This is a genomic window from Geodermatophilus amargosae, from assembly GCF_041028265.1.
In the GTDB taxonomy this organism is placed as follows: Bacteria; Actinomycetota; Actinomycetes; order Mycobacteriales; family Geodermatophilaceae; genus Geodermatophilus; species Geodermatophilus amargosae_A.
The window spans coordinates 205,064-229,677 of sequence record NZ_JABGCW010000005.1; the positions used below are offsets into that span (position 1 = coordinate 205,064).

Sequence of the window (24,614 nt, forward strand, 5' to 3'; positions counted from 1 at the left end):
TCCGCGGAGGTGCACGCCCCCGGACACCGCCGAGCGCCTGCGGGTGCGCGGGACGGGACCGGACCGCCGGTAGATTGGCCCGACGTGAGCCCGACCGGACCCGCGTCGGTGCCCCGGCCTGCGGGGACCCGCCCGCTCGCCCTCAGCGCGCTGCGCGACCTCGTCGGCGACCCCGTGCAGGGGGACCCCGCGACGGCGGTCACAGGCGTCACGCTGGCCTCGCCCGAGGTGCGGCCCGGCGACCTCTACGCCGCCCTGCCCGGCGCCCGCACGCACGGCGCGCGCTACGCCGCCGACGCGGCCGGCCGCGGCGCCGTCGCCGTCCTCACCGACCCCACCGGCCGGGACGAGGCGGCCGCCACCGGCCTGCCGGTGTGCGTCGTCGAGGAGCCGCGCGCGCTGCTCGGCGACGTCGCCGCCCGCGTCTACGGCGAGCCCGCGCGCCGGCTGCCGGTCGTCGGCATCACCGGCACCAACGGCAAGACGACGACGGCGTACCTGGTCGAGGCCGGGCTGGCCGCCGCCGGGCGCGGCACCGGCCTGATCGGCACCGTGCAGACCCGGGTGCGCGCCCGGGGCACCGAGACCGCCTTCCCCAGCGTCCGCACCACGCCCGAGGCGCCGGTGCTGCACGCGCTGCTGGCCACCATGGCCGAGTCCGGCGTCGACACCGTGGTCATGGAGGTCTCCAGCCACGCGCTGGTGCAGGGCCGGGTCGGCGGGGTGCCCTTCGCCGTGGCCGGGTTCACCAACCTCAGCCAGGACCACCTCGACTTCCACCGCGACCTCGAGGACTACTTCCGGGCCAAGGCGCTGCTGTTCGACGGCCGCGCCGCGCGGGAGGTCGTCGTGGTCGACGACGACCACGGCCGCCGCCTGGCCGGGATGGTGGGGGAGCGGGCGCTGACCGTCTCCGCCGAGGGGGCGGACGCGGACTGGACGGCCACCGACGTCGTCCGGGCCCCCGACGGCGGCTCGGCGTTCACCGTCGCCGGCCCCGGCGGCACCTGGCCGGCGCGGGTGCGGCTGCCCGGGCGGTTCAACGTCACCAACGCGGTGCTCGCCGTCGCGCTGCTCGACGCGGTCGGTGTGCCGGTGCCCGCGGCGCTCGAGGGGATCGGCGGCGCCGTCGTGCCCGGCCGCATGGAGCCGGTCGACGCCGGCCAGTCGTTCACCGCCGTCGTCGACTACGCGCACACCCCCGACGCCGTCGCCTCCGCGCTCGCCGCGCTGCGCGGCGCCACGACCGGCAGGCTGGTCACCGTGCTCGGCTGTGGCGGCGACCGCGACCCCGGCAAGCGCCCGGCGATGGGTGCCGCCGCGGCGCTCGGCAGCGACCACCTCGTCGTCACCGACGACAACCCGCGCTCGGAGGACCCCGCGGCCATCCGCGCCGCCGTCCTCTCCGGGGTGCCGGACGCGTGGCGGGGGTCGGTCGAGGAGATCGGCGACCGGCGGGCGGCCATCGCCCGCGCGGTCGCGCTGGCACGACCCGGCGACACCGTCCTGGTGGCCGGCAAGGGACACGAGTCGGGTCAGGAGGTCGCCGGCACCGTGACGCCGTTCGACGACCGCGCGGTGCTGCGCGAGGTCATCACCGGGACTCCCGCCGGGGCGGCCCGCCGGTGATCGCCCTGACCCTCGCCGAGGTCGCGGAGGCCGTCGGCGCAGCGTTGCCGCACGCCGCCGAGGGGACCGTCACCGGCGTCACCCTCGACTCGCGCACCGTCGGGGCCGGCGACCTGTTCGTCGCGGTCGCCGGCGAGCGCGTCGACGGGCACGACTTCCTCGACGACGTGGCCGCCGCCGGCGCCGTCGCCGCGCTGACCACCCGCCCCGGCGGGCCGCTGCCGGCGCTGGTGGTCGACGACGCCGTCGCCGCGCTGGGCCGGCTGGCCGCCGCGGTGCACGCCCGGCTGGCCGCGGGCGGGCTGTTCACGCTCGGCATCACCGGCTCCTCGGGCAAGACCTCCACCAAGGACCTGCTCGGCCAGGTGCTCGCCGCCGCCGGGCCCACGGTCAGCCCGCCCGGCTCGTTCAACAACGACATCGGCCTGCCGCTGACCGTGCTCTCGGCCGACGAGGACACCCGTTACCTCGTGCTGGAGATGGGCGCGCGCGGCATCGGGCACATCGCCCGGCTGTGCGCCGTCGCCCGGCCCGACGTCGGCGTGGTGCTCAACGTCGGCTCGGCGCACCTCGGCGAGTTCGGCTCGGCCGACGGGATCGCGCTGGCCAAGGGCGAGCTGGTGGAGGCGCTCCCGGAGTCGGGCACCGCCGTGCTCAACGCCGACGACCCACGGGTGGCCGCGATGGCGCCGCGCACCCGGGCCCGGGTGGTCACCACAGGCCGCGCCGACGGCGCCGACGTCCGCGCCACCGGCGTCACCCTCGACGACGCCGCCCGCGCCCGCTTCACGCTCGCCGCCGGCGGCGAGGAGCACCCGGTGGCGCTGCAGGTGGTGGGGGAGCACCAGGTGGCCAACGCGCTGTCGGCCGCGGCCGCCGCCCTGGCCGCCGGCACGACCCCCGCCGCGGTGGCGGAGGCGCTCTCGGCGGCGCAGCCGCGCAGCCGCTGGCGCATGGAGGTCTCCCGCCGCGCCGACGGGGTGACCGTGGTCAACGACGCCTACAACGCCAACCCCGAGTCGATGCGCGCCGCGCTCGCCGCGCTCGCCGGCCTGTCCGCCACCCGCCGGGTCGCCGTCCTCGGCGGGATGGCCGAGCTCGGTCCCGACGCCGACGCCGAGCACGAGCGGCTGGGCCGCGACGCGCTCGCCGCCGGGGTCGACCTGCTCGTCGCCGTCGGACCGGATGGGGTAGGGATGGTGGCGGGTGCCACGGCCGCCGGTGCCCACCACGGGGTGGGCGCCGGGACACGGGTCGTGTCCGTGCCCGACCGGGCGGCCGCCCTCGACCTGCTCTCGGAGGTGCTGGTGCCCGGTGACGTCGTGCTGGTGAAGGCCAGCCGGTCCCACGGGCTGGAGGTCGTGGCCGACGGCCTGCTGGCCCGCGGCGGGGCCGCTGACGGCGACCGGTCCGGGGCAGGCGCGTGAAGTCCGTCCTCATCGCCGCGGCCTTCGGGCTGATCATCTCGATCCTCTGCACGCCGCTGGCCGTCCGGGTCTTCCGCCGGCGCGGCTTCGGGCAGGAGATCCGCGACGACGGCCCCGAGTCGCACCTGTCCAAGAAGGGCACGCCCACCATGGGCGGCACCGTCATCGTCGGTGCGACCGTCGGCGGGTACCTCCTCTCGCACCTGTTCCTCATCGGCCAGCCCAACCGCGGGGTCACCGCCAGCGGCCTGCTGGTGCTCTTCCTCATGGTGGGGCTGGGCACCGTCGGCTTCCTCGACGACTACCTCAAGATCCGGTTCCGGCGCAGCCTCGGGCTGAACAAGACCTCGAAGCTGGTCGGCCAGCTGGTGATCGGTGTCGCCTTCGCCGTCCTCGCGCTGAACTTCCCCGACGAGGCGGGCGTGCGGCCGGCCTCGGAGTTCGTCTCCTTCGTCCGCGACATCGGGCCGCTGTTCCTCGGCTCGGTCGGGTTCGTGATCCTCGCCTACCTGTTCATCGCCGGGTTCTCCAACGCGGTGAACCTGACCGACGGCCTCGACGGGCTGGCGGCCGGCTGCTCGGCGATGGTCTGCGGCGCCTACACGGTCATCTCGTTCTGGCAGTTCACCCACGACTGCTCCAGCGCGGTGGTCGACGGCTGCTACCAGGTCCGCGACCCGCTGGACATCACGCTGGTGGCCGCCGCCGGGCTCGGCGCCTGCCTGGGCTTCCTGTGGTGGAACACCAGCCCGGCACGGATCTTCATGGGCGACACCGGGTCGCTGGCCCTCGGCGGCCTGCTGGCCGGGCTGGCCGTCGTCACCCGCACCGAGCTGCTGCTCATCGTCCTCGGTGGCCTGTTCGTGGCGGTGACCCTGTCGGTGGTCATCCAGGTGGCCTTCTTCCGCGCCACCCGGCGCCGGGTGTTCCGGATGGCGCCGCTGCACCACCACTTCGAGCTGGCCGGATGGGCGGAGAACACCGTCATCGTGCGGTTCTGGCTGGTGACCGGCATGGCCGTGGCGTTCGGCCTCGGCCTGTTCTACGCCGACTGGCTGTCCATCACCGGACTGTGAGCGGGCGGTCGGGGAGCGTGCCGGTCCGCGGGGACCGCGCGCGACACGCGCGGCCGTTGACCGGGCTGCGCGCCCGCAGCGGCGACGATGGCGGGATGGACGGCCGGAGCGAGTCGACCCGCGCCCGCCGCACGCCCCGCCGGACGCCCGCCGCGGGGACGCGGCGGCGGCTGCGCGGTCCCGCCTGGCTCGACGGGCCCATGACCAGCTGCCACCTCGTCATCGGCGCCGCCGGCCTGCTGCTGGCCATCGGGCTGGTCATGGTCTTCTCCGCCTCGGCGATCGAGGCGGCGCTCGCCGACCAGCCGGCCTGGCGCCCGGGCGTGGACCAGCTGCTGTTCGCCGCGCTCGGCCTGGTCGCCCTCGGGGTGGCGGTGCGGCTGCCCGCCGGGCTGGTCCGGCGCTGGTCGCCGATCGCGCTCATCGCCGTCGTCGTCCTGCTCGTGGCCGTGCTCGTCCCGGGCATCGGCGTGGAGTACAACGGCTCCCGGGCCTGGATCAGCCTCGGGTTCACCGACTTCCAGCCCTCCGAGCTGTCCAAGCTCGTCGTCTCCCTGTGGGGCGCGCACGTGCTGGCCGTCCACGGGCGGCACCTGACGGTCAAGACACTGCTGCTGCCGCTCATCCCGGTGTTCGTCCTGCTGTGCGGGCTGCTCATGCTCGAGCCCGACTTCGGGGCGGTGATCAGCCTGCTGCTGGTGGTGGCGGGCCTCCTCTACGCCGGTGGCCTGCCCGGCCGGCTCTGGGCGGTCGGCGGCGCCAGCGTGGTCACCCTCGTCGTCCTCATGGTCGGGACGTCGGAGTACCGGATGGAGCGGGTGACGGCCTTCCTCCACCCCTTCGACGACCCCACCGACACCGGCTTCCAGGCCATCCGCGGCTTCTACGCCCTGGCCACCGGCGGCCTGTGGGGCGTGGGCCTGGGCAACAGCGCCATGAAGTGGAACCTGCTGCCCGAGGCCGAGTCGGACTACATCTTCGCGATCATCGGCGAGGAGCTCGGCTTCCTCGGCTGCGTCGTCGTGATCACCCTCTACGCGGTGCTGGCCTACGCCGGCTTCCGCATCGCCCGCCGCGCCGCCGATCGCTTCGTGTCGCTGGCCAGCGTGGCGATCACCGTCTGGCTGGTCGGCCAGGCGGCCCTCAACATGGGCTACGTGGTGGGACTGCTCCCGGTCACCGGGGTCACCCTCCCGCTGGTCTCCGCCGGTGGCACCTCGCTGGTGCTCACCCTCTTCATCGTGGGGCTCCTCATCCGCTTCGCCCGATCCGAGCCCGAGGCCATCGAGCACCTGCGCCGCGCACCCCGCGGCCGCCTGGCCCGCTGGCTCCTGCCCGTCCCCGCCCACGCCGTCGACCCGGTCCGGCCCCGCAGGGACCGGCCCGGGCGCCCGGCCGCTCCGGGTGCCCGCCGCCCCGTGGAGGCCCACCCCGTCCGGCGGCCGTCGGCCGACGTGCCCCGGCCGGCGCTCCGGCGTCCCGACCGGGACCGCGTGCCCACCCGGCCCGCCGACCGCGACCGCACGCCGGTGCGCCCGGCCGACCGTCCCGGACGGTCCCGGTGAGCCCGCTGTCGGTCGTCCTGGCCGGTGGCGGCACCGGCGGCCACATCGAGCCGATGCTGGCGCTGGCCGACGCGCTGGGCCGCCGCACCACCCCCGGGGACGACGCCCCGCCGCGGATCACCTGCCTGGGCACCGCCCGCGGCATGGAGACCCGGCTGGTGCCCGCCCGCGGCTACGACCTGCGGCTCATCCCGCCCGTGCCGCTGCCGCGCAGGCCCACGCTCGACCTGCTGCGCGTGCCCGGCCGGGTGCGCCGCTCGGTCGCCGACACCCGTGCGCTGCTCGACGAGCTGGCCGCCGACGTCGTCGTCGGCTTCGGCGGGTACGTGGCCCTGCCGGCCTACCTGGCCGCGCGGCGCGCCTCCGTGCCGGTCGTGGTGCACGAGCAGAACGCCCTGCCGGGGCTGGCCAACCGGGTCGGCGCCCGGATCGCCGCCCGCGTGGCGGTGACCGTGCCCGGCACGCCGCTGCACCGCGGCGAGCACGTCGGCATGCCGCTGCGCACCGCGATCAGCGGCCTGGACCGCGCCGCCCGCCGCGCCGAGGCACGGGAGACCCTCGGCCTGGACGCCGACCGGCCCACGCTGCTGGTCGTCGGCGGCTCGCAGGGCGCCGCCTCGCTCAACCGGGCGGCCACCGCCGCGGCCGACGCGCTCACCGCCGCCGGCGTCCAGGTGCTGCACGCCCGCGGCCCCAAGAACACCGACGTCGCGGTGCCGCCCCGCCCGGCCGGTGCGGCGCCCTACGTCGTCGTCGACTACCTGGAGCGGATGGACCTCGCCTACGCCGCCGCCGACCTGGCCCTGTGCCGCTCGGGCGCGGTGACCGTCGCCGAGCTGTCCGCCGTCGGCCTGCCCGCGGCGTTCGTGCCCCTGCCCATCGGCAACGGCGAGCAGCGGCGCAACGCCCTGCCGGTGGTCGAGGCTGGCGGCGGGCTGCTCGTGGAGGACGCCGAGCTCTCGCCGCAGTGGATCGAGGCCACGCTGCTCCCGCTGCTGACCGACCCCGCCGCGCTGTCGGGCTACGCCGCGCACGCCGCCGCGGCCGGCGTGCCCGACGCCGACGAGCGGCTGGCCGACATCGTGCTGGAGGTGGCGGCCGGTGACCGCTGACGCGACGGCGGCCTGGTCGGCGCCCGTGCCCTCGCTGGAGGACCTCGGCGCGGTGCACTTCGTCGGGATCGGCGGTGCCGGCATGAGCGGCATCGCGCGGATCCTGCTCGCCCGCGGGGTTCCGGTGTCGGGCAGCGACCGCCGCGACACCCCCACCCTGCTGGCGCTGCGCGCCCTCGGGGCCCGCGTGGAGGTCGGGCACGACGCCGCCCACCTCGGCGACGCCGACTCGGTGGTCGTCTCCTCGGCGATCCGCGAGGACAACCCCGAGCTCGCGGCCGCCCGGGCCAGCGGGCTGCTGGTGTTGCCGCGTGCGGTGGCGCTCGCCGCGGTCATGGCCGGACGGCGCAGCGTCGCCGTCGCCGGGACACACGGGAAGACCTCGACCACCTCGATGCTCACCGTCGCGGTGCAGGCCTGCGGGGTCGACGCGTCGTTCGCCATCGGCGGCAACCTCAACGAGTCGGGCAGCAACGCGCACGCGGGGGAGGGCGACGTCTTCGTCGCCGAGGCCGACGAGAGCGACCGCTCCTTCCTGCTGCTGGCCCCCCACGGCGGGATCGTCACCAACGTCGAGGCCGACCACCTGGACAACTACGGCGACCTCGCCGCGGTCGAGGCGGCCTTCGACCGGTTCCTCGGCACCGTGCACCCCGACGGGTTCGTCGTGCTGTGCGCCGACGACCCGGGCGCGGCCCGGCTGCGTGGCGTCCCGACCCCGGCCCGGGTGCGCACCTACGGCACCGCCGAGGACGCCGACCTGCGGCTCGTCGACCTCGACGTCGGCCCCGACGCCACGAGCTGGACCGCCGTCCTCGACGGCGCCGTGCTGGGCAGGGTCCGGATCCTGGTGCCCGGCGAGCACATGGCCCGCAACAGCGCCGCCGCGCTGCTGGCCGGCCTCGAGCTCGGCCTGCCCGCCGAGGGTCTGATCGCGGGGCTCGAGCGCTTCGGGGGAGTGCGCCGCCGCTTCGAGCTCAAGGGCGTGGCCGTCGGCGTGCGCGTCTTCGACGACTACGCCCACCACCCGACCGAGGTGACCGCCCAGCTGCACGCCGCCCGCGCGGTGGCCGGCGACGGCCGCGTCGTCGTGGCCTTCCAGCCGCACCTCTACAGCCGCACCCGGGAGTTCGCGACCGCCTTCGGCACGGCCCTCGGCCTGGCCGACGAGGTCGTGGTGATGGACGTCTACGGCGCCCGCGAGGACCCGGTCCCCGGCGTCACCGGCGCGCTGGTGGCCGACGCCGTCCCGCTCCCGCCCGGCCGGGTGGCCTTCGAGCCCTCGTGGTCGGCGGCCGCCCCGGCGCTGGCCGGCCGCGCCCGTGCCGGCGACCTGGTCATCACCATGGGCGCCGGCGACGTGTCCATGCTCGGCCCGGAGGTCCTCGCCGTCCTGGGCGACGGCGTCCCCGGTGGCGCCGTCGCCGGGGACGGGGGCCCGGGGCAGTGAGCCGCACCGGTCTGACGACCGCCGACCGGGAGCGCGGGGCCCCGGCGGAGGTCGCCCGGCCGGCCCGGCGCCGCCCGCGCCGCGACACCCCGGCCGACCGCCGCCGGCGCCGCGTCGTCCGGGCCGCGGTCGCCGTCGCCGTCGTCGCCCTGGCGTGGTGGGCGGTGTGGGCCAGCCCGCTGCTGGCCGTGCACCGGGTGCACGTCGACGGCGCCACGACGCTCACCGCCGAGCAGGTCCGCACCGCGGCCGGCATCGCCGACGGGACCCCGCTGCTGCGGGTCGACGTCGACGCCGCCGCCGCGCGCGTGTCCCGGCTGCCCCAGGTGGCCGACGTCTCGGTGACCCGCGGCTGGCCGCGCAGCGTCGTGGTCACGGTGGTCGAGCGGCGGCCGGTCGCCGTCGTCGAGCAGGCCGGGACGCGCTCGCTGGTCGACGCCTCCGGGATGCTGTTCGACACCGTCACCGGCCCCGCGCCCGACGGCGTCGTCCCGCTCGACGTCGCCTCGCCCGGCCCTGACGACCCGGCCACCCGCTCGGCGCTGGGCGCGCTGGTGTCGCTGCCGGCCGACGTCCGCGGAGAGGTCACCGGCGCCCGGGCCACCACCGGCGAGGACGTCACGCTGACCCTCGCCGACGGCACGGCCGTCGTCTGGGGCGGTGCCGACGACGCCGACGACAAGTCCGCGGCCCTGGTCGCGCTCCTGGCCCAGGTCGCGTCCGGCGGGCTCGACCCCGCGGCGACCATCGACGTCAGCGCGCCGGGCGCCGTCGTCCTCCGCTGAGGACCGCGTCCTCGCGCACCGTGTGCGCGCGAGTGCGGAGGGCGGTCCGGGCGGCGCGGCGCCGACACGCCCAGCTCCGCGACACGCCCGACACGCGGTCCGGATCCGATTCGTCCCCGTCCCGCCCGGGTGGCGACCCTCGAGCCGGGGATGAGGCCTGCGACAGGCGGGTCGTCACCGACCGTGGTGCAGATGTGACCACCGGGTCGTCCGGTGTCCGTGAGGTGTCGTGCTCGCGACACGCCGGGCCGGGGAGGGTGCTTGTAGGGCCTGACGTGCCCCACCTAACTTCGTCCGCGTCGACCCAGTTGACATAACACTAAGTCTCCACTTGAGGATGAGGGTCGAGGTCGGGAGCCCCACATGACACCTCCGCACAACTACCTCGCGGTCATCAAGGTCGTCGGCATCGGCGGCGGCGGTGTGAACGCGGTCAACCGGATGATCGAGGTCGGTCTGAAGGGGGTGGAGTTCATCGCCATCAACACCGACGCGCAGGCGCTGCTGATGAGCGACGCCGACGTCAAGCTCGACGTCGGCCGCGAGCTCACCCGCGGCCTCGGCGCCGGCGCGCAGCCCGACGTCGGCCGCCAGGCCGCCGAGGACCACCGCGAGGAGATCGAGGAGGTGCTCAAGGGCGCCGACATGGTCTTCGTGACCGCCGGCGAGGGCGGCGGCACCGGCACCGGCGGTGCACCCGTCGTCGCCTCGATCGCCCGCAAGCTCGGCGCGCTGACCATCGGTGTGGTCACCCGGCCGTTCTCCTTCGAGGGCAAGCGGCGCGCGGTGCAGGCCGAATCGGGGATCGAGGAGCTGCGCAACGAGTGCGACACGCTCATCGTCATCCCCAACGACCGGCTGCTGCAGCTCGGCGACCGCAACGTCAGCGTCATGGACGCGTTCCGCACCGCCGACCAGGTGCTGCTCTCCGGTGTCCAGGGCATCACCGACCTGATCACGACGCCGGGCCTGATCAACCTGGACTTCGCCGACGTCAAGTCGGTCATGTCCGGTGCCGGGTCGGCGCTGATGGGCATCGGCAGCGCCCGGGGCGACAACCGCGCCCTGCTCGCCGCCGAGCAGGCGATCGCCAGCCCGCTGCTGGAGGCCTCGATGGAGGGCGCCCACGGCGTCCTGCTGTCGATCTCCGGTGGCTCGGACCTGGGCCTGTTCGAGATCAACGAGGCCGCCTCGCTGGTGTCGGACGCCGCGCACGCCGACGCCAACATCATCTTCGGCGCGGTCATCGACGACGCCCTGGGCGACGAGGTCCGCGTGACCGTCATCGCCGCGGGCTTCGACGGCGGCCGGCCCTCCTCCCGCAAGGACGGCGCCGTCGCCTCGGTCCCGGCGGCGGCCCCGGCCGCGCCCAGCCGGTTCAGCAGCCCGCCGCCGCCGGTCGCGCCCGCCCCGCCGCGGGCGACGGGGGAGCGCCTCGTCGGCCACGTGCCTCCGGCGCCCGTGTCGGCGCCGCAGGCCGCCCAGGCCCCGGCTCCGGCTCCGGCTCCGGCGCGGCAGGCTCCGCCCACGGGCGGGGGGATCACCGTCCCGCCGCTGCCGCCGGTGCACAACTCCGCGGCCAGCGCCGCCTCGGCCGGCCGCCGCCCGCTCGGCAACGAGGACTTCGAGGAGGAGCTCGACATCCCGGAGTTCCTCCGCCAGTAGGGGCCGCGCGGTGAGCTCGATCCCGGTCGCCCCGTCGGCGGTGCGACCCCGCAGGGTCGTCACCGACCGGCGGGGCGGCCGCTCGCGTCCGCCCTACGACGCCTTCAACCTCGGCGGCCACGTCGGCGACGACCCCGTCGACGTCGCGGCCAACCGCGAGCGGCTGGCCCGCGAGCTCGGCGTGACCGGCGAGCAGCTCGTGTGGATGGACCAGGTCCACGGCGCCGGTGTCGCCGTCGTCGACGGGCCGGTCGAGGGGCCGCTGCCCGGCACCGACGCGCTGGTGACCCGCACGCCCGGCCTGGTGCTGTGCGTGCTGGTCGCCGACTGCGTCCCCGTGCTCCTCGCCGACCCGGTCGCCGGGGTGGTCGCCGCCGTCCACGCCGGCCGGGAGGGCGTCCGGAAGGGCGTCGTCCCCGCCACGCTCGCCGCCATGGCGCGGCTGGGCAGCCGGCCGGCCGACACCACCGCGCTGCTCGGCCCCGCCGTCTGCGGCGCCGACTACGAGGTGCCGCGGGTGATGCAGGCCGAGTTGGCCCGGGTGGCGCCCGCGTCCGCCGTGCGCACCCGGACGGGGACGCCGGGGCTGGACCTGCGGGCCGGCCTCGCCGAGCTGCTCACCCGCGCCGGCCTGCCCCAGGTGGTCCACGACCCGCGCTGCACCGTCGAGGACCGGCGGCTGTTCAGCCACCGCCGCGACGGCGTCACCGGCCGCCAGGCCGGCGTCACCTGGCTCGGCTGATCGCAGGGCCGGCAGGAGAGCCGTTCCCGTACGTCACCGGGGAGGATCGGTCCATGACCTCCCCGGCCGACCGCCTGCGGGCCGTGCGCGACCGCATCGCCGCCGCCGCCCGCGCCGCCGGGCGCGACCCGGCGGCGGTGACCCTCCTCGCGGTCAGCAAGACCTGGCCGGCCGAGGCGGTCCGCGAGCTCGCCGCGCTCGGCCAGGCGGCGTTCGGCGAGAACCGCGCCCAGGAGCTCACGGCCAAGGCCGCCGAGCTCGCCGACCTGCCGCTCGAGTGGCACTTCATCGGCCAGCTGCAGCGCAACAAGGCCGCCGCCGTCGCCCGCACCGGCGCCGTCGTCCACTCCGTCGACCGGCTGCCGCTGGCCCGCGCCCTGGCGCGGGTGGGGGAGGAGGCCGGGCGGCCGGTCGGCGTCTTCCTCCAGGTCGACCTCGGCGGTGCGGCCGGTGAGCTGGCCGAGCGGGGTGGCGCCGCGCCCGGCGACGTCCCGGCGCTCGCCGACGCCGTGGCGGACCTGCCCGGGCTGACCCTGCGGGGCCTCATGGCGGTCGCGCCGCGCGGCGAGGAGCCCGGCCCCGCCTTCCTCCGGCTGGCCGCCCTCGCCGAGCGCGTGCGGGCCGACCACCCCGGTGCCGCCGAGCTGTCCGCGGGGATGAGCGGCGACCTCGAGGAGGCGGTCGCGGCGGGCGCCACGCTCGTGCGTGTCGGTACCGCGATCTTCGGCTCCCGACCCCTAACCTCGGCCCGAGTCACACCAGTCACAGGGGTCCCAGCCGGATCCCCGGAGGAGGTCGTCTGATGGCCGGTGCCATGCGGAAGATGGGCATCTACCTCGGACTCGTCGAGGACGACGACGCCCGCGCCTACGGGCGTTACGACGTGCGCCAGTCCGACCCCCACGACCGGTACGGCGACGGCAGGTACGACGACGGCCGCTACGACGAGGGCCGGTTCGACGAGGGCCGCTACGACCCGGCCCGCTACGACGACGGCCGGTACGACTCCGGGCGCTACGACGAGCGCCGGTACGACCGGCCGGGTGACCCCTACCCCGGCGACCGGACCGAGGAGGGGCGCCGCCGCGAGGCCGACCGGCACGACGGCGACCGCTACGACGGCGAGCGCTTCGACCCCGAGCGCTACGACGGCGACCGCGTCGACGACGGCCGTCCCGGCGTGCGCGCCGCCGCCCCGGCCGGCTCCGAGCCCGCCGTCCTCCGCCGCGCGGGCGCGACCCGTCTCGGACTGGCACAGCCGGTGTCCGGCATCGCGCCGGCCGCCTCGGGCCCGTCCCGGATCGGCGCGGTCGGCGGGGGCATGAGCGGCGGGATCGGTGGCGGCGGCGTCAGCGGCGGCGTCAGCGGCGGCGCAGGCGCCGCGGCCGGCCTGGCCGCCCGCGAGCCGGTGACCGTGGCACCCGAGCCGGCGCCCGCCCCGGTGGCGCAGCCCTACCGGATCACCACGCTGCACCCGAAGACGTACAACGAGGCGCGCGCCATCGGCGAGGCGTTCCGCGACGGCAGCCCGGTCATCATGAACCTCACCGAGCTCGACCACGCCGACGCGCGACGGCTCGTGGACTTCGCCGCCGGACTCGTCTTCGGGCTGCGCGGTAGCATCGAGCCCGTCACGGCCAAGGTGTTCCTGCTCAGCCCGCGGGACGTCGACGTGACGGCCGAGGACAAGGCCAAGATCCGCGAAGGCGGGTTCTTCGAGGAGTCCTGACGCCGTCGGCCGGGGCGCTGGAGCGCAGGCAGAGTCGGCACCGCTGGGTGCCCCGGGACGAGCGAGGACAGTGGGCATCTTCTGGCAGGTCGTGTCATCGATCCTGCTCGTCTTCCTCATCCTCCTGTTCGCGCGCTTCGTCGTGGACTGGGTGATGGTGCTGGCGCGCAGTTGGCGCCCGTCCGGCCTCGTCGCCGCGGGCCTGGAGGTCGTGTACGCGACCACCGATCCGCCGCTCAAGGCGATCCGGAAGGTGATCCCGCCCCTCAACCTGGGGTCCATCCGTCTGGACCTCGCGTTTATGGTGCTCCTGATCGCCGTCTACATCCTGCGGAGCATCACGTCCGGTCTCGCCCTCACCGCGTGACCGCCGTGCGCGCGCACCGGCGCGCGACCCGACAGATCCCGTACCCGCCGTCCGACCCGAGGTGAGCCCCTTGCCACTCACGCCAGCCGACGTGCACAACGTCGTCTTCAAGAAGCCGCCGATCGGTAAGCGTGGCTACGACGAGGACGAGGTCGACGCGTTCCTCGACGTGGTGGAGGCCGAGCTCGCCCGGCTGATCGAGGAGAACAACGAGCTGCGCGCGGGGTCCAGCACCGGCCGGGTCGCCGCCCAGCCCGTCGCCCCCGAGCCGACCCCCGCGCCGGCTCCGGCGCCCGCCCCGCCGCCGCCGGCCGCCCGCGAGGACGACACCGCGCGCGCCTCCCGGATGCTGGCGCTGGCCTCCGAGACCGCCGACCGCTACGTCAACGAGGCCAAGTCGCAGGCCGACCAGATGGTCTCCAGCGCCAAGACCAGCAGCGACCGGATGATCGCCGAGTCCCGCGCCAAGAGCGAGCAGATGGTCAACGAGGCCCGCACCCGCGCCGACTCGATGCTCAACGACGCGCGCACCCGCGCCGACACGATGGAGCGCGAGGCCCGCGCCAAGGCCGCGGCCCTCGACCAGGACGCCGAGCGCCGGCACGCCGAGGTCATGGGTGGCCTCGAGGAGAAGCGGGCCAGCCTCGAGCGGAAGATCGAGGAGCTGCGCACCTTCGAGCGCGAGTACCGGACCCGTTTCCGGTCCTACCTCGAGTCGCACCTGCGCGACCTCGACGCCCGCGGCTCGGCCGAGCCGTCGTCGGCCAGCCGGCAGACGCAGCACGCCACGGCGTAACCGCCTGCCGACAGGACCCCCGGACTCCGCGTCCGGGGGTCCTGTCGCGTCCGGGGCCGGCCGGGGCCGGGGCGCCGGTGGAGCCGGTGGAGCCGCCGCTACAGTCGCGCAGTGGTCGTCGCCGCCGGTCTCCTCGTGCTCGCCGGCCTCGGGCTGTTCGTCGCCGGCGTCCTGACCGCCGTCACCGTCTGGTACTGGGCCTGCGTCGTCGCCTGCGCGCTGGCCGCGGTGCTGCTGCTGGTCGCCCGGCTGCGCACGCCGGCCGGGACCGGCGTCCCGGCCGGCCGGCCGGAGTCCGTCCCCCCGCCGGCGCGGTCCGTCGGCCGTCCGGCGGCCGGCGCGTCGGCGGGGACCGCGAGCACCGCCGAGACTCCCGCGACGGCGATCCCCGCGGCGGTGCCGGTGGCGCCGGCGGCACCCGACGAGCCGGCGACCGGGGAGGACCCGCAATCCCCGGAGCCCCCGGCGCCGGTCACCGCGGCCCGGCCGACGGCGGCCGCTCGGGACAACAGCGCCCCCGCGGGCCCCGCCGACCCGCCGGAGGAGGACGTCGAGTTCACCGACCTGCTGATGGTCGTGGACCTGACCGACGAGGTGCTCGTCGTCGACGAGCACCCCCGCTACCACCTGGCCGGCTGCCCGTGGCTGGCCGGCCGGCCGACGTTCCCGCTGCCGGTGAAGGAGGCGCGCACCGACGGGTTCACCCCGTGCGGACGCTGCGGCCCCGACCGGTTCCTGGCCGGCGCCGAGCGCGCCCGCCGGGCCGCCCGGCGCCGCTGAGGAGGGCCCCTCCGGAGGCTCAGGCGCGGGCGAGCCAGAACCGTGAGCCGGCGGGCCCCTCGACGCCCGGACCCTCGCCGGCGGCGCCGGCGTGCACGGCGGTCGCCAGCACCTCGCCGGCCAGCTGGTCGCCGGCTCCGGTGAGCGCCTCGGCCATCGGGCCCTCGGCGGTCCACCACAGGGCGATCCGGTCGCTGACCGCCAGACCCGCGTTCTTGCGGGCCTCCTGGACCAGCCGCACCGCCTCGCGGACCAGCCCGGCGCGCTCCAGCTCCGGGGTCAGCGTGAGGTCCAGCGCCACGGTGAGCCCGCCGGCGCTGGCCACCGTCCAGCCCTCGCGCGGCGTCTCGGTGACCACCAGGTCGCCGTCCTCGAGCGGCACGGCCTGCCCGTCGACGTCGACCGACGCCGTCCCCGCCCGGTAGGCGGCCACCAGCGCGGCGGGGTCGGCCGCGGCGACCGCCCTGGCCACCGCCTGGACCTGCTTGCCCAGCCGCCGCCCGACGGCGCGGAAGTCGACCTTCACGCTGACGTCGACCAGGTCGCCGCCCACCGCGGCGAGCTCGGCCAGCTCGGCCACGTTCAGCTCCTCGGCGACCTCGGCCACCAGGTCGCGGCCCATCGACGCCCAGCCCGGCGCGGCGACCAGCGCCCGCGCCAGCGGCTGCCGGGTGCGCACCTTCGCCGAGGTGCGGGCCGCGCGGCCCAGCTCCACCAGCCGGCGCACCAGGTCGACCTGGGCCACCAGCTGCGGGTCGCGGGCGCCGGCGTCGACCGCCGGCCAGGAGGCGAGGTGCACCGAGTCCGGCGCGTCGGCGCCCAGCCCCGGGCGGACCACCCGCGACCACACCTCCTCGGTGACGAACGGCGTGAACGGGGCCATGAGCCGGGTCAGGCCGTCGAGCACCTCGTGCAGCGTGCCCAGCGCCGAGGGGTCGCCGTCCCAGAAGCGCCGGCGCGAGCGGCGGACGTACCAGTTGGACAGGTCGTCGACGAACTGCGCGAGCAGCCGGCCGGCGCCCTGGGTGTCGAAGGCCTCCAGCGCGTCGGTGACGCCCTCGGTGACCGCGGCCAGCTGCGCCAGCGCCCAGCGGTCCAGCAGCGGCCGCTCGGCGCGCGGCGGCACCCGGTCGCCCTCCCGGTCGCCCACGGGGTCCCAGCCGTTGGTCTCGGCGTAGAGGCTGAGGAAGCTGGCGGTGTTCCAGTAGGTCAGCAGGACCTTGCGGACCACCTCGGACAGCGTCTCGTGGCCCACCCGCCGCGCCGACCACGGTGAGCCGCCGGCGAGCATGAACCAGCGGACGGCGTCGGCGCCGTGCCGGTCCATCAGCGGGATCGGCTCGAGGATGTTGCCCAGGTGCTTGCTCATCTTGCGGCCGTCCTCGGCGAGGATGTGGCCGAGGCACAGCACGTCCTCGTAGGAGCTCCGGCCGAACACCAGCGTGCCCACGGCCATGAGCGAGTAGAACCAGCCGCGGGTCTGGTCGATGGCCTCGCAGATGAACTGCGCGGGGTAGGCGGCCTCGAACTGCTCCTGGTTGCGGTGCGGGGCGCCCCACTGGGCGAAGGGCATCGACCCCGAGTCGTACCAGGCGTCGATGACCTGCGGCACCCGCCGGTAGGTGCCCTCCTCGCCGGCACGGGTGAAGGTCACCTCGTCGATGAAGGGCCGGTGCGGGTCGAGGTCGGCGAGGTCCTGCCCCGTCAGCTCGGAGAGCTCGGCCAGCGACCCGACGACGACCATCCGCTGCGGGTCGGCGTCGTTGCGCCAGATCGGCAGCGGCGTGCCCCAGTAGCGGTCCCGCGAGAGCGCCCAGTCGACGTTGTTGTTCAGCCAGTCGCCGTAGCGCCCCCACTGGATGGTCTCCGGGTGCCAGGACGTCTTCTCGTTCTCGGCGAGCAGCTGGTCCTTGATCGCGCTGGTGCGGATGTACCAGGACGGCTGCGCGTAGTACATGAGCGGCGTGTGGCAGCGCCAGCAGTGCGGATAGCTGTGCTCGTAGCGCTGCTCGCGCCACAGCACCCCGCGGTTCTGCAGGTCGACGACGAGCTCGTCGTCGGCGGCCTTGAAGAACCGCCCGCCCACCAGCGGCACCTCGGGCAGGAAGTGGCCGGAGGCGTCGATCGGGTTGACGACGGGCAGGCCGTAGGCGCGGCAGACGGCGAGGTCGTCGGCGCCGAAGGCGGGGGACTGGTGGACCAGGCCGGTGCCGTCGTCGGTGGTGACGTAGTCGGCGAGGACGACGTAGTGGGTGTCCTCCCCCTCGGGGAAGTCGACCAGCTCGAAGGGGCGCCGGTAGTGCGTGCGCTCCCAGTCGCGACCGGTGGTGCGCGCGAGCACCTCGACGTCGTCGAGGTCGCCGCCGAAGACCGTGCCGAGCAGGGGCTCGGCGACGACGAGGGTGTCCTCGCCGCGGCGGGCGACCAGGTAGGTCACCTCCGGGTTGACCGCGACGGCGGTGTTGGACGGCAGCGTCCACGGCGTCGTCGTCCAGACCAGCAGGTCGGCCTTCCCTGCCCACTCGCCGTCGGTGACCGGCAGCCGGACGTACACCGAGGGGTCGGTGATCGACTCGTACCCCTGGGCGACCTCGTGGTCGGACAGGCCGGTGCCGCAGCGCGGGCAGTAGGGGGCCACGCGGTGGTCCTCGACGAGCAGGCCCTTGTCGAAGACCGTCTTGAGCGACCACCAGACGCTCTCGACGTAGGCGGGGTCCATCGTCCAGTAGGCGGTGGACATGTCGACCCAGTAGCCCATGCGGCGGGTGAGGTCGCTGAAGGAGCCGACGTGCCGCATGACCGACTCGCGGCAGCGGGCGTTGAACTCGGCGATGCCGTAGCGCTCGATGTCGGGCTTGCCGGCGAAGCCGAGCTCCTGCTCGACGGCGATCTCGACCGGGAGGCCGTGGCAGTCCCAGCCGGCGCGGCGCGGCACGTGCCAGCCCTGCATCGTCTTGAACCGCGGGAAGACGTCCTTGAAGGCGCGCGCCTCGATGTGGTGGGTGCCCGGGCGGCCGTTGGCGGTGGGCGGACCCTCGTAGAAGACCCACTGCGGCCGGCCCTGCGAGGCCTCCAGGGACCGCGCGAAGACGTCGGCCTCCTCCCAGCGCCGCAGCACGTCCTGCTCGAGCGCGGGCAGGTCGACCTGGGGCGGCAGCGCACGGAACGGAGAACTCACGGTCCCATTGTCCCCGAGCCGTCGAGCGCCTTCGCGTGCAGGCGCACCGGGCCCGCCACGGCGTACGGGAGACTGATCACCATGGGCGTGCGGCGGTGAACACCACGGTCACCGTGGCCCTCGCCGTCGGCGCGCTGGTCGTGCTCGTCGCCGCGATCGCCCTGCGCCTGGCCGACCGGCTCGGCCTGCCCAGCCTGCTGCTGTACCTGGCGCTCGGCGTGGCGCTGGGGGAGAGCGGCCTCGGCATCCAGTTCGAGGACTACCGGCTCACGCACACGCTGGGGTACGCCGCCCTCCTCGTCATCCTCGCCGAGGGCGGTCTCACGACGAGGTGGGGCGACGTCCGCCGGGCGATCGGCCCCGGGGTCGCGCTGTCCACCGTCGGCGTCGCGGTCAGCGTGGGCGCGACCGCGGCCGTCGGCGTCTGGGTGCTGGGCTTCGACTGGGGCTTCGCCCTCCTGCTGGCCGCGGTCATCAGCTCGACCGACGCCGCCGCCGTCTTCGCCACCCTGCGGCGGCTGCCCCTCCCGCGCCGGGTGGCCGCCTCCCTGGAGGCCGAGAGCGGCCTCAACGACGCCCCGGTCATCCTGCTGGTGACCGCACTGGCCGAGTCGCTCACCGGGGCGGTGACGCAGGCGTGGTGGCTGGTCGCCCTGGTGGTGGTCGTCGAGCTCGTCGGGGGCGCCGTCATCGGGGTCGCGATCGGCTTCGGCGGTGTCGCCCTGTTGCGCCGGGTGGCGCTCCCCGTGGCCGGGTTCTACCCGCTCGCGACGCTGGCGCTCTGCGTGCTCGCGTACTCGTCGGCGTCGCTGGCGCACACCTCCGGCTTCGTCGCGGTCTACCTGTGCGGGCTGGTGCTGGGCAACGCCACGCTGCCGCACCGGGCGGCCAGCATCGGGTTCGCCGAGGGCATGGCGTCACTGGCCCAGATCGGCCTGTTCGTCCTGCTCGGTCTCCTCGTGTCCCCGGGCCGGCTGCCCGAGGCCGTCGGGCCCGCGCTCGTCGTGGGCGGCGCGCTGCTGCTGCTCGCCCGGCCCCTGTCGGTGGCCGCCAGCCTGGTGTGGTTCCGCTTCCCGTGGGCCCAGCAGGCGTTCATCTCCTGGGCGGGCCTGCGCGGGGCGGTGCCGATCGTGGCGGCCATCATCCCGCTGACCGCGGAGGTCCCCGGCGCGGCGACGGTCTTCGACACGGTGTTCGTGCTGGTCGTCGTCTTCACGATCGTGCAGGGCTGGTCGCTGCCCTGGGTGGCCCGGCGCCTGCGGATCGCCACCCCGGTGACCCCCCGCGACGTGCAGGTCGAGGCGGCGCCGCTGGAGGAGTTGGACGCCGAGATGATGCAGCTGACGGTGCCCGAGGGCTCCCGGCTGCACGGGGTGTACCTGCCCGAGCTGCGGCTGCCCGAGGACGCCGCGGTGGTGCTCATCGTCCGTGACGGCCGCTCGTTCGTCCCGGACGCCGGCACCCGGCTCATGCGCGGGGACCAGGCACTGCTGGTCTCGGCGCGACGGTCCCGCCGGGAGGCCGAGCGCCGGCTCCGGGCGGTCAGCCGCGCCGGCCGGCTGGCCACCTGGCGCGGCGAGGAGGGCGCCGCCACCGGCCGCGACTGACAGGCCCCCGGGGCTCAGCCGTTGAGCTCGAGGGTCTGCATCGTCTCCGCCCGGACGGCGGCCAGCAGGGCCGGGTCGGAGGAGAGGTCGCGGCCGTAGGAGGGGATGGCCTCCTCGAGCGCGGAGCGCCGGGCCGCGACCCGGTCGGGGAACGCCCGCTCGACGAGCGTGAGCATCGCCGAGACCGCCGTCGAGGCGCCGGGGGAGGCGCCGAGCAGGCCGGCGATCGAGCCGTCGGAGCCGACGATGAGCTCGGTGCCGAACTGCAGCACGCCCTTGCCCGACCGCGGGTCCTGCTTGATGACCTGCACCCGCTGCCCGGCGGTGATCATCTCCCAGTCGGCCTGCTCGGCGAGCGGCACGAACTCGACCAGCGTGCGGTGGCGGGCCTTGCGGTTCTGCAGGAGCTCGGTGACCAGGTACTTGGTCAGCGCCATCTCGGTGCGGGCCACGCCCAGCATCGAGCCGAGGTTGTTGGGCTTGACCGACAGCGGCAGGTCGAACACCGAGCCGGCCTTGAGGAACTTCGGCGAGAACCCGGCGTAGGGGCCGAACAGGAGCGAGTACTCGCCGTCGACCAGGCGCAGGTCCAGGTGCGGCACCGACATGGGCGGCGCGCCGACGGCGGCCTGCCCGTAGACCTTCGCCTGGTGCCGGCTGACCAGCTCCGGCGAGCGGGTGCGCAGGAACAGCCCGCTGACCGGGAAGCCGCCGAATCCGCGGATCTCGGGGATCGCCGCCCGCTGCAGCAGCGGCAGCGCCCCGCCGCCGGCGCCGACGAAGACGAACCGGGTGCGCACCGAGCGCTCCTCACCGGTCCGCTTGTCGGTGACGGTGACCTTCCAGCGCCCGTCGTCCAGCTTCTCCAAGCCGGTGACCCGCTGGCCGGTGTGCACCTGCACGCCGCGCTCGGCGCCCTGCTCGAGCAGCAGCCGGGTCAGGGTGCCGAAGTTGACGTCGGTGCCGGCGACCGAGCGGGTCGCGGCCACGACCTGCGCCGGGTCGCGGCCGTCCATGACCAGCGGCACCCACTGCGCCAGCTCGGCGGGGTCGTCGGTGTACTCCAGCCCGGCGAACAGCGGCTCGGCCGACAGCGCCGCGTGGCGGGCGTGCATGTAGGTGCGCCCGCCCTCGCCGGTGACGAAGCTGACGTGCGGGACGGGGGAGATGAACTCCTTGGGCGAGCCGGTCAGGCCGGTGCGCACCAGGTGCGACCAGAACTGGCGCGAGACCTGGAACTGCTCGTTGATGGTGCGGGCCTTGGTCGTGTCGACTCGGCCGTCCGGCCCGCCGGGGGTGTAGTTGAGCTCGCACAGCGCCGCGTGCCCGGTGCCGGCGTTGTTCCACGCGTCCGAGCTCTCGCCGGCGACCTCGGTCGCGGACTCGAAGACGGTGATGCTCCACTCCGGCGCGAGGACACCCAGCAGCGACGCCAGCGTCGCGCTCATGATGCCCCCGCCGACGAGCACCACATCGGGGTCGGTTGCTGAACCGGGGTCGGTGGACACGACTGCCTTCCTGCCGGGTGGACGTGCGCCAACTCCGACGATCGGCCGACCGGCGGCCGAACACGCCCCCGGCAGGGTGTGACATTCGTCTACCGGTGCGTGACGTGCCCCACCGTCGGGACGGTGCCGCCCGGCCGCGCGGCCGCGCGGCGGCCCGGAGGGCACGGCGGCCGAGGTTATCGTCGGCTCGTCGGCCGCCCGACCCGAGGCCGCCCCGAGACGACCGTGAGCACGAGGAGCCCCCGCTGAGCGAGCAGCCCGAGGACGCCGCAGACGACGGGGCCGGGGCCGCCGCGGCACCGGTCCGCCGGCCGCGGACCCGGCTGCTGGTCCTGCTCGCGGCGCTGGTCTTCCTCGCCGACCTGGGCAGCAAGCTGCTCGTCGTCGCCACCGTCGACCGGGGCGAGAACGTCCGGCTGCTCGGTGGCCTGCTCTACCTCACGCACGCGCGCAACACCGGCGCGGCGTTCTCCTTCGCCGAGGGCTTCACCGTCGTCTTCACGCTGATCGCCGTCGTCGTGGTGGTGGTCATCGTCCGCACGGCGCGGCGGCTGTCCTCCACCGCCTGGGCGGTCGCGCTGGGCCTGGTGCTCGGTGGTGCCGTGGGCAACCTCGTCGACCGGGTGTTCCGCGACCCCGGCTTCCTGCGCGGCGGCGTCGTCGACTTCGTGTCGGTGTTCGCGCCGAACGGCGAGGTCTACCCGATCTTCAACGTGGCCGACTCGGCCATCGTCTGCGGCGGGCTGCTCGGGGCCGTCCTCGCGCTGCGGGGCATCGAGTTCGACGGCAGCCGCGCCCGCGACCGCGGCGACGACACGGTGTCCCGCGGCTGACCGGCCCCACCTGTCACGATGGGGGCGTGAGCGCTCCCGGCCTGCACCGCGCCCTGCCGGTGCCCGACGGCCTCGAGGGCCAGCGGGTCGACCAGGCGCTGACGCGGCTGTTCGGCCTCTCCCGCGCGGTCGCCGCCCAGCTCGCCGACACCGACAGGGTCTGGGTCGACGGGCGGGTGCGCGGCAAGGGCGACCGGCTCAGCGGCGGCAGCTGGCTGGAGGTCGAGCTGCCCCCGCCCCCGGTCGAGGCCCCGCCGCCGGAGCCGGTGCCCGGCCTCACCGTCGTCCACGACGACGACGACGTGGTGGTCGTGGACAAGCCGGTGGGCGTCGCCGCGCACCCGAGCCCCGGCTGGGACGGCCCGACCGTCGTCGGCGGCCTGACCGCGGCCGGCTACCGCATCTCCACCTCCGGTGCCGCGGAGCGGCAGGGCGTGGTGCACCGCCTGGACGCCGCGACGACGGGGCTGATGGTCGTGGCGAAGAGCGAGCGGGCCTACACCGTGCTCAAGGCGGCGTTCAAGGAGCGGACCGTCGACAAGGGCTACTCCGCGCTGGTGCAGGGCCACCCCGACCCCTCGCGCGGCACCATCGACGCCCCGATCGACCGGCACCCGCGGCACGACTGGCGGTTCGCCGTCGTCTCGGGCGGGCGGCCGTCGGTCACCCACTACGAGGTCGTGGAGGCCTTCGCGGCGGCCAGCCTGGTCGACGTCCGCCTCGAGACCGGCCGCACGCACCAGATCCGGGTGCACTTCTCCGCGCTGCGCCACCCCTGCGTCGGCGACGCGACCTACGGCGCCGACCCGACGCTGGCCGCCCGCCTCGGGGTGTCCCGGCAGTGGCTGCACGCGGTCCGGCTCGGCTTCGCCCACCCCGCCGACGGTCGCCGGGTCGAGTTCACCAGCGACTACCCGGACGACCTCGCCGGGGCGCTGGCGATCCTGCGCGCCGAGTCCTGACCGTGCGCCCGCAGCCCTGAGGGCAGCCCGTGACCGGCCTGCCCGCCTCCCTCGCCGACTACGGCCCCGCCGCGCTCTCGGCCGTCGTCGTCGGGGTGTACCTCGTCCTCGGCGAGCCGCTGGCCGGGCACGTGCTGCACCGCCGGTTCGAGGGCCGGCTGCGGTCGGACCCCAACGCGCGCCGCTCCTTCTACCTGCGGCTGCTGGTCCTCGAGTGGGGGCTGGCGCTGCTGGCGCTGGTCATCTGGCTGGCCGCCACCGACGTCGACGCCGCCGCCGTCGGGCTGGCCTGGCCCACCGGGCCGCCGGGGCCGGTGGCCGGCGTCGCCGCGGTGCTGGTCCTGGTCCTCGCGCTGGCGTCGGTCCGCGCGCTGCGCGGCGGCGCGCTCGCCCGGGCGGTCCCGCAGCCGCGGCCGGGCTCGTCCCCGCCTCCCCAGGGGCGGCACGCCGAGCCCCCGGTGCACGCCACGCTGGCGCTGCTGCCGCGCAGCCGCTCGGAGCGGCGGCTGTTCACCGTGGTGGGGGTGACCGCGGGGGTCTGCGAGGAGTGGCTCTACCGCGGCTTCTTCCTGGCCGTGGTGGCCGCGGTCGCCGGCGGCCTGCCCGACGTGGCGCTCGTCCTCGTCGGGGCCGTGGCCTTCGGGCTGGCGCACGCCTACCAGGGCCCGTCGGGGATCGTGCTCACCGGCGTCCTGGGCGGGGTGTTCGCCGCGCTGTACCTGGAGACGGGGTCGCTGCTGCTGCCGGTTCTGCTGCACGCAGCCGTCGACCTGCGGTTCCTGCTGGTCCCGTCCTCGGCGCTGCCGGAGGTGCTGCCCGCCCCGCGCGCACCCGGCGGAGCGCTCGCGTGAGCGCCGTGACGGCCGCCGTGGCCACCGCCGCCGACTGGCCGGAGGTGGTCGCGGTGCGCACCCGGGTCTTCGTCGAGGAGCAGGGCGTGCCGCCGGAGGTCGAGCAGGACGCCGCCGACGCCACGGCCGTCCACGCCGTCAGCAGGGACGCCACCGGCCGGGTCGTGGCCACCGGCCGCCTCCTCGAGCGCGAGGGGCGGGCGGTGATCGGGCGCATGGCCGTCGAGGCCGGCGTCCGCGGCCGCGGTCACGGGGCGGCGGTGCTCGACGAGCTGCACCGGCAGGCCCTGGCCCGGGGGCTGACCCAGGTGGAGCTGCACGCGCAGGTCACCGCCCGCGGCTTCTACGAGCGGGCCGGCTACACCGCCGTCGGCGGCGAGTACGAGGAGGCGGGGATCGTGCACGTCACGATGCGACTACTCCTGGGCCACGGCGCCCTGCGGACGTGACCGGCGCCTCCTCCCGGACGGAAGACACGTCCTGTCAGACCCTCGGCGTAGGACGTCCCCGGTGCGAGGATCGCAGGGACCGGCCCGGACCGCGTCGGTCGCC

At 75.9% G+C, this 24,614-nt stretch carries 21 protein-coding genes; 19 read left to right on the top strand and 2 right to left on the bottom strand.

Going from position 1 to position 24,614, the window contains the following annotated elements:
• The first annotated feature begins 84 nt into the window (after positions 1-84).
• From HLV61_RS08650 to HLV61_RS08715, 14 genes are all read left to right on the top strand, one after another.
• Positions 85-1,629: a UDP-N-acetylmuramoyl-L-alanyl-D-glutamate--2,6-diaminopimelate ligase gene (locus tag HLV61_RS08650; RefSeq protein ID WP_369254324.1), complete on the top strand. Its 1,545-nt coding sequence runs from the start codon at positions 85-87 to the stop codon at positions 1,627-1,629.
• Complete coding sequence (locus HLV61_RS08655; RefSeq protein WP_369254326.1) at positions 1,626-3,056, top strand: UDP-N-acetylmuramoyl-tripeptide--D-alanyl-D-alanine ligase; 1,431 nt, start codon at positions 1,626-1,628, stop codon at positions 3,054-3,056. Before HLV61_RS08650 ends, HLV61_RS08655 begins: the two co-directional genes overlap by 4 nt.
• On the top strand, positions 3,053-4,132 hold the full coding sequence (gene mraY, locus HLV61_RS08660) for a phospho-N-acetylmuramoyl-pentapeptide-transferase (RefSeq protein ID WP_369254328.1): 1,080 nt from the start codon (positions 3,053-3,055) through the stop codon (positions 4,130-4,132). The genes HLV61_RS08655 and mraY overlap by 4 nt, the downstream gene beginning before the upstream one ends.
• A gap of 95 nt (positions 4,133-4,227) precedes the next feature.
• Positions 4,228-5,697: a putative lipid II flippase FtsW gene (ftsW, locus tag HLV61_RS08665; protein WP_369254330.1), complete on the top strand. Its 1,470-nt coding sequence runs from the start codon at positions 4,228-4,230 to the stop codon at positions 5,695-5,697.
• Positions 5,694-6,809, top strand: coding sequence for an undecaprenyldiphospho-muramoylpentapeptide beta-N-acetylglucosaminyltransferase (gene murG / locus HLV61_RS08670; RefSeq protein WP_440284479.1), 1,116 nt, complete (start codon positions 5,694-5,696; stop codon positions 6,807-6,809). The genes ftsW and murG overlap by 4 nt, the downstream gene beginning before the upstream one ends.
• On the top strand, positions 6,799-8,259 hold the full coding sequence (murC, locus tag HLV61_RS08675) for a UDP-N-acetylmuramate--L-alanine ligase (protein WP_369254332.1): 1,461 nt from the start codon (positions 6,799-6,801) through the stop codon (positions 8,257-8,259). The genes murG and murC overlap by 11 nt, the downstream gene beginning before the upstream one ends.
• Positions 8,256-9,044, top strand: a complete 789-nt coding sequence (locus HLV61_RS08680; protein ID WP_369254334.1) for a cell division protein FtsQ/DivIB — start codon at positions 8,256-8,258, stop codon at positions 9,042-9,044. The genes murC and HLV61_RS08680 overlap by 4 nt, the downstream gene beginning before the upstream one ends.
• A 363-nt stretch (positions 9,045-9,407) precedes the next feature.
• Entirely contained in the window at positions 9,408-10,709 is a 1,302-nt protein-coding gene (ftsZ, locus tag HLV61_RS08685; RefSeq protein WP_369254336.1) for a cell division protein FtsZ, read from the top strand.
• A 10-nt stretch (positions 10,710-10,719) separates the two neighbouring features.
• On the top strand, positions 10,720-11,451 hold the full coding sequence (gene pgeF / locus HLV61_RS08690) for a peptidoglycan editing factor PgeF (protein ID WP_369254338.1): 732 nt from the start codon (positions 10,720-10,722) through the stop codon (positions 11,449-11,451).
• A gap of 53 nt (positions 11,452-11,504) precedes the next feature.
• On the top strand, positions 11,505-12,254 hold the full coding sequence (locus HLV61_RS08695) for a YggS family pyridoxal phosphate-dependent enzyme (RefSeq protein ID WP_369254340.1): 750 nt from the start codon (positions 11,505-11,507) through the stop codon (positions 12,252-12,254).
• Entirely contained in the window at positions 12,254-13,180 is a 927-nt protein-coding gene (gene sepF, locus HLV61_RS23205; RefSeq protein ID WP_440284480.1) for a cell division protein SepF, read from the top strand. The genes HLV61_RS08695 and sepF overlap by 1 nt, the downstream gene beginning before the upstream one ends.
• A gap of 70 nt (positions 13,181-13,250) precedes the next feature.
• Positions 13,251-13,547, top strand: coding sequence for a YggT family protein (locus tag HLV61_RS08705; RefSeq protein WP_369254342.1), 297 nt, complete (start codon positions 13,251-13,253; stop codon positions 13,545-13,547).
• Positions 13,548-13,608: 61 nt separating this feature from the next.
• Positions 13,609-14,343 (top strand): DivIVA domain-containing protein, encoded by a 735-nt coding sequence (locus HLV61_RS08710; RefSeq protein ID WP_369254344.1) that lies wholly within the window; start codon positions 13,609-13,611, stop codon positions 14,341-14,343.
• A 111-nt stretch (positions 14,344-14,454) separates the two neighbouring features.
• Complete coding sequence (locus tag HLV61_RS08715; RefSeq protein ID WP_369254346.1) at positions 14,455-15,123, top strand: hypothetical protein; 669 nt, start codon at positions 14,455-14,457, stop codon at positions 15,121-15,123.
• Between the two features lie 19 nt (positions 15,124-15,142).
• Here the strand turns inward: HLV61_RS08715 and ileS are convergent, their stop codons facing one another.
• Positions 15,143-18,301, bottom strand: a complete 3,159-nt coding sequence (gene ileS / locus HLV61_RS08720) for an isoleucine--tRNA ligase (protein WP_369254348.1) — start codon at positions 18,299-18,301, stop codon at positions 15,143-15,145.
• Between the two features lie 95 nt (positions 18,302-18,396).
• Here ileS and HLV61_RS08725 point away from each other — a divergent pair, with 95 nt between their 5' ends.
• Positions 18,397-19,908, top strand: a complete 1,512-nt coding sequence (locus tag HLV61_RS08725; RefSeq protein ID WP_369254350.1) for a potassium/proton antiporter — start codon at positions 18,397-18,399, stop codon at positions 19,906-19,908.
• 14 nt (positions 19,909-19,922) lie between these two features.
• Here the strand turns inward: HLV61_RS08725 and mqo are convergent, their stop codons facing one another.
• The gene (gene mqo, locus HLV61_RS08730) at positions 19,923-21,416 is read right to left on the bottom strand and encodes a malate dehydrogenase (quinone) (protein ID WP_369254352.1); all 1,494 of its coding nucleotides are present in this window, start codon (positions 21,414-21,416) and stop codon (positions 19,923-19,925) included.
• Positions 21,417-21,520: 104 nt separating this feature from the next.
• Between mqo and lspA the strand changes: the two genes are divergently transcribed.
• The 4 genes from lspA to HLV61_RS08750 are packed head-to-tail and all read left to right on the top strand — an operon-like array spanning position 21,521 to position 24,511.
• Positions 21,521-22,249 (top strand): signal peptidase II, encoded by a 729-nt coding sequence (gene lspA / locus HLV61_RS08735; protein WP_369254354.1) that lies wholly within the window; start codon positions 21,521-21,523, stop codon positions 22,247-22,249.
• Positions 22,250-22,275: 26 nt separating this feature from the next.
• Entirely contained in the window at positions 22,276-23,211 is a 936-nt protein-coding gene (locus HLV61_RS08740; RefSeq protein WP_369254356.1) for an RluA family pseudouridine synthase, read from the top strand.
• Between the two features lie 29 nt (positions 23,212-23,240).
• The gene (locus HLV61_RS08745; RefSeq protein ID WP_369254358.1) at positions 23,241-24,062 is read left to right on the top strand and encodes a CPBP family intramembrane glutamic endopeptidase; all 822 of its coding nucleotides are present in this window, start codon (positions 23,241-23,243) and stop codon (positions 24,060-24,062) included.
• Complete coding sequence (locus HLV61_RS08750; RefSeq protein ID WP_369254360.1) at positions 24,059-24,511, top strand: GNAT family N-acetyltransferase; 453 nt, start codon at positions 24,059-24,061, stop codon at positions 24,509-24,511. Before HLV61_RS08745 ends, HLV61_RS08750 begins: the two co-directional genes overlap by 4 nt.
• The last annotated feature ends 103 nt before the right edge of the window (positions 24,512-24,614 follow it).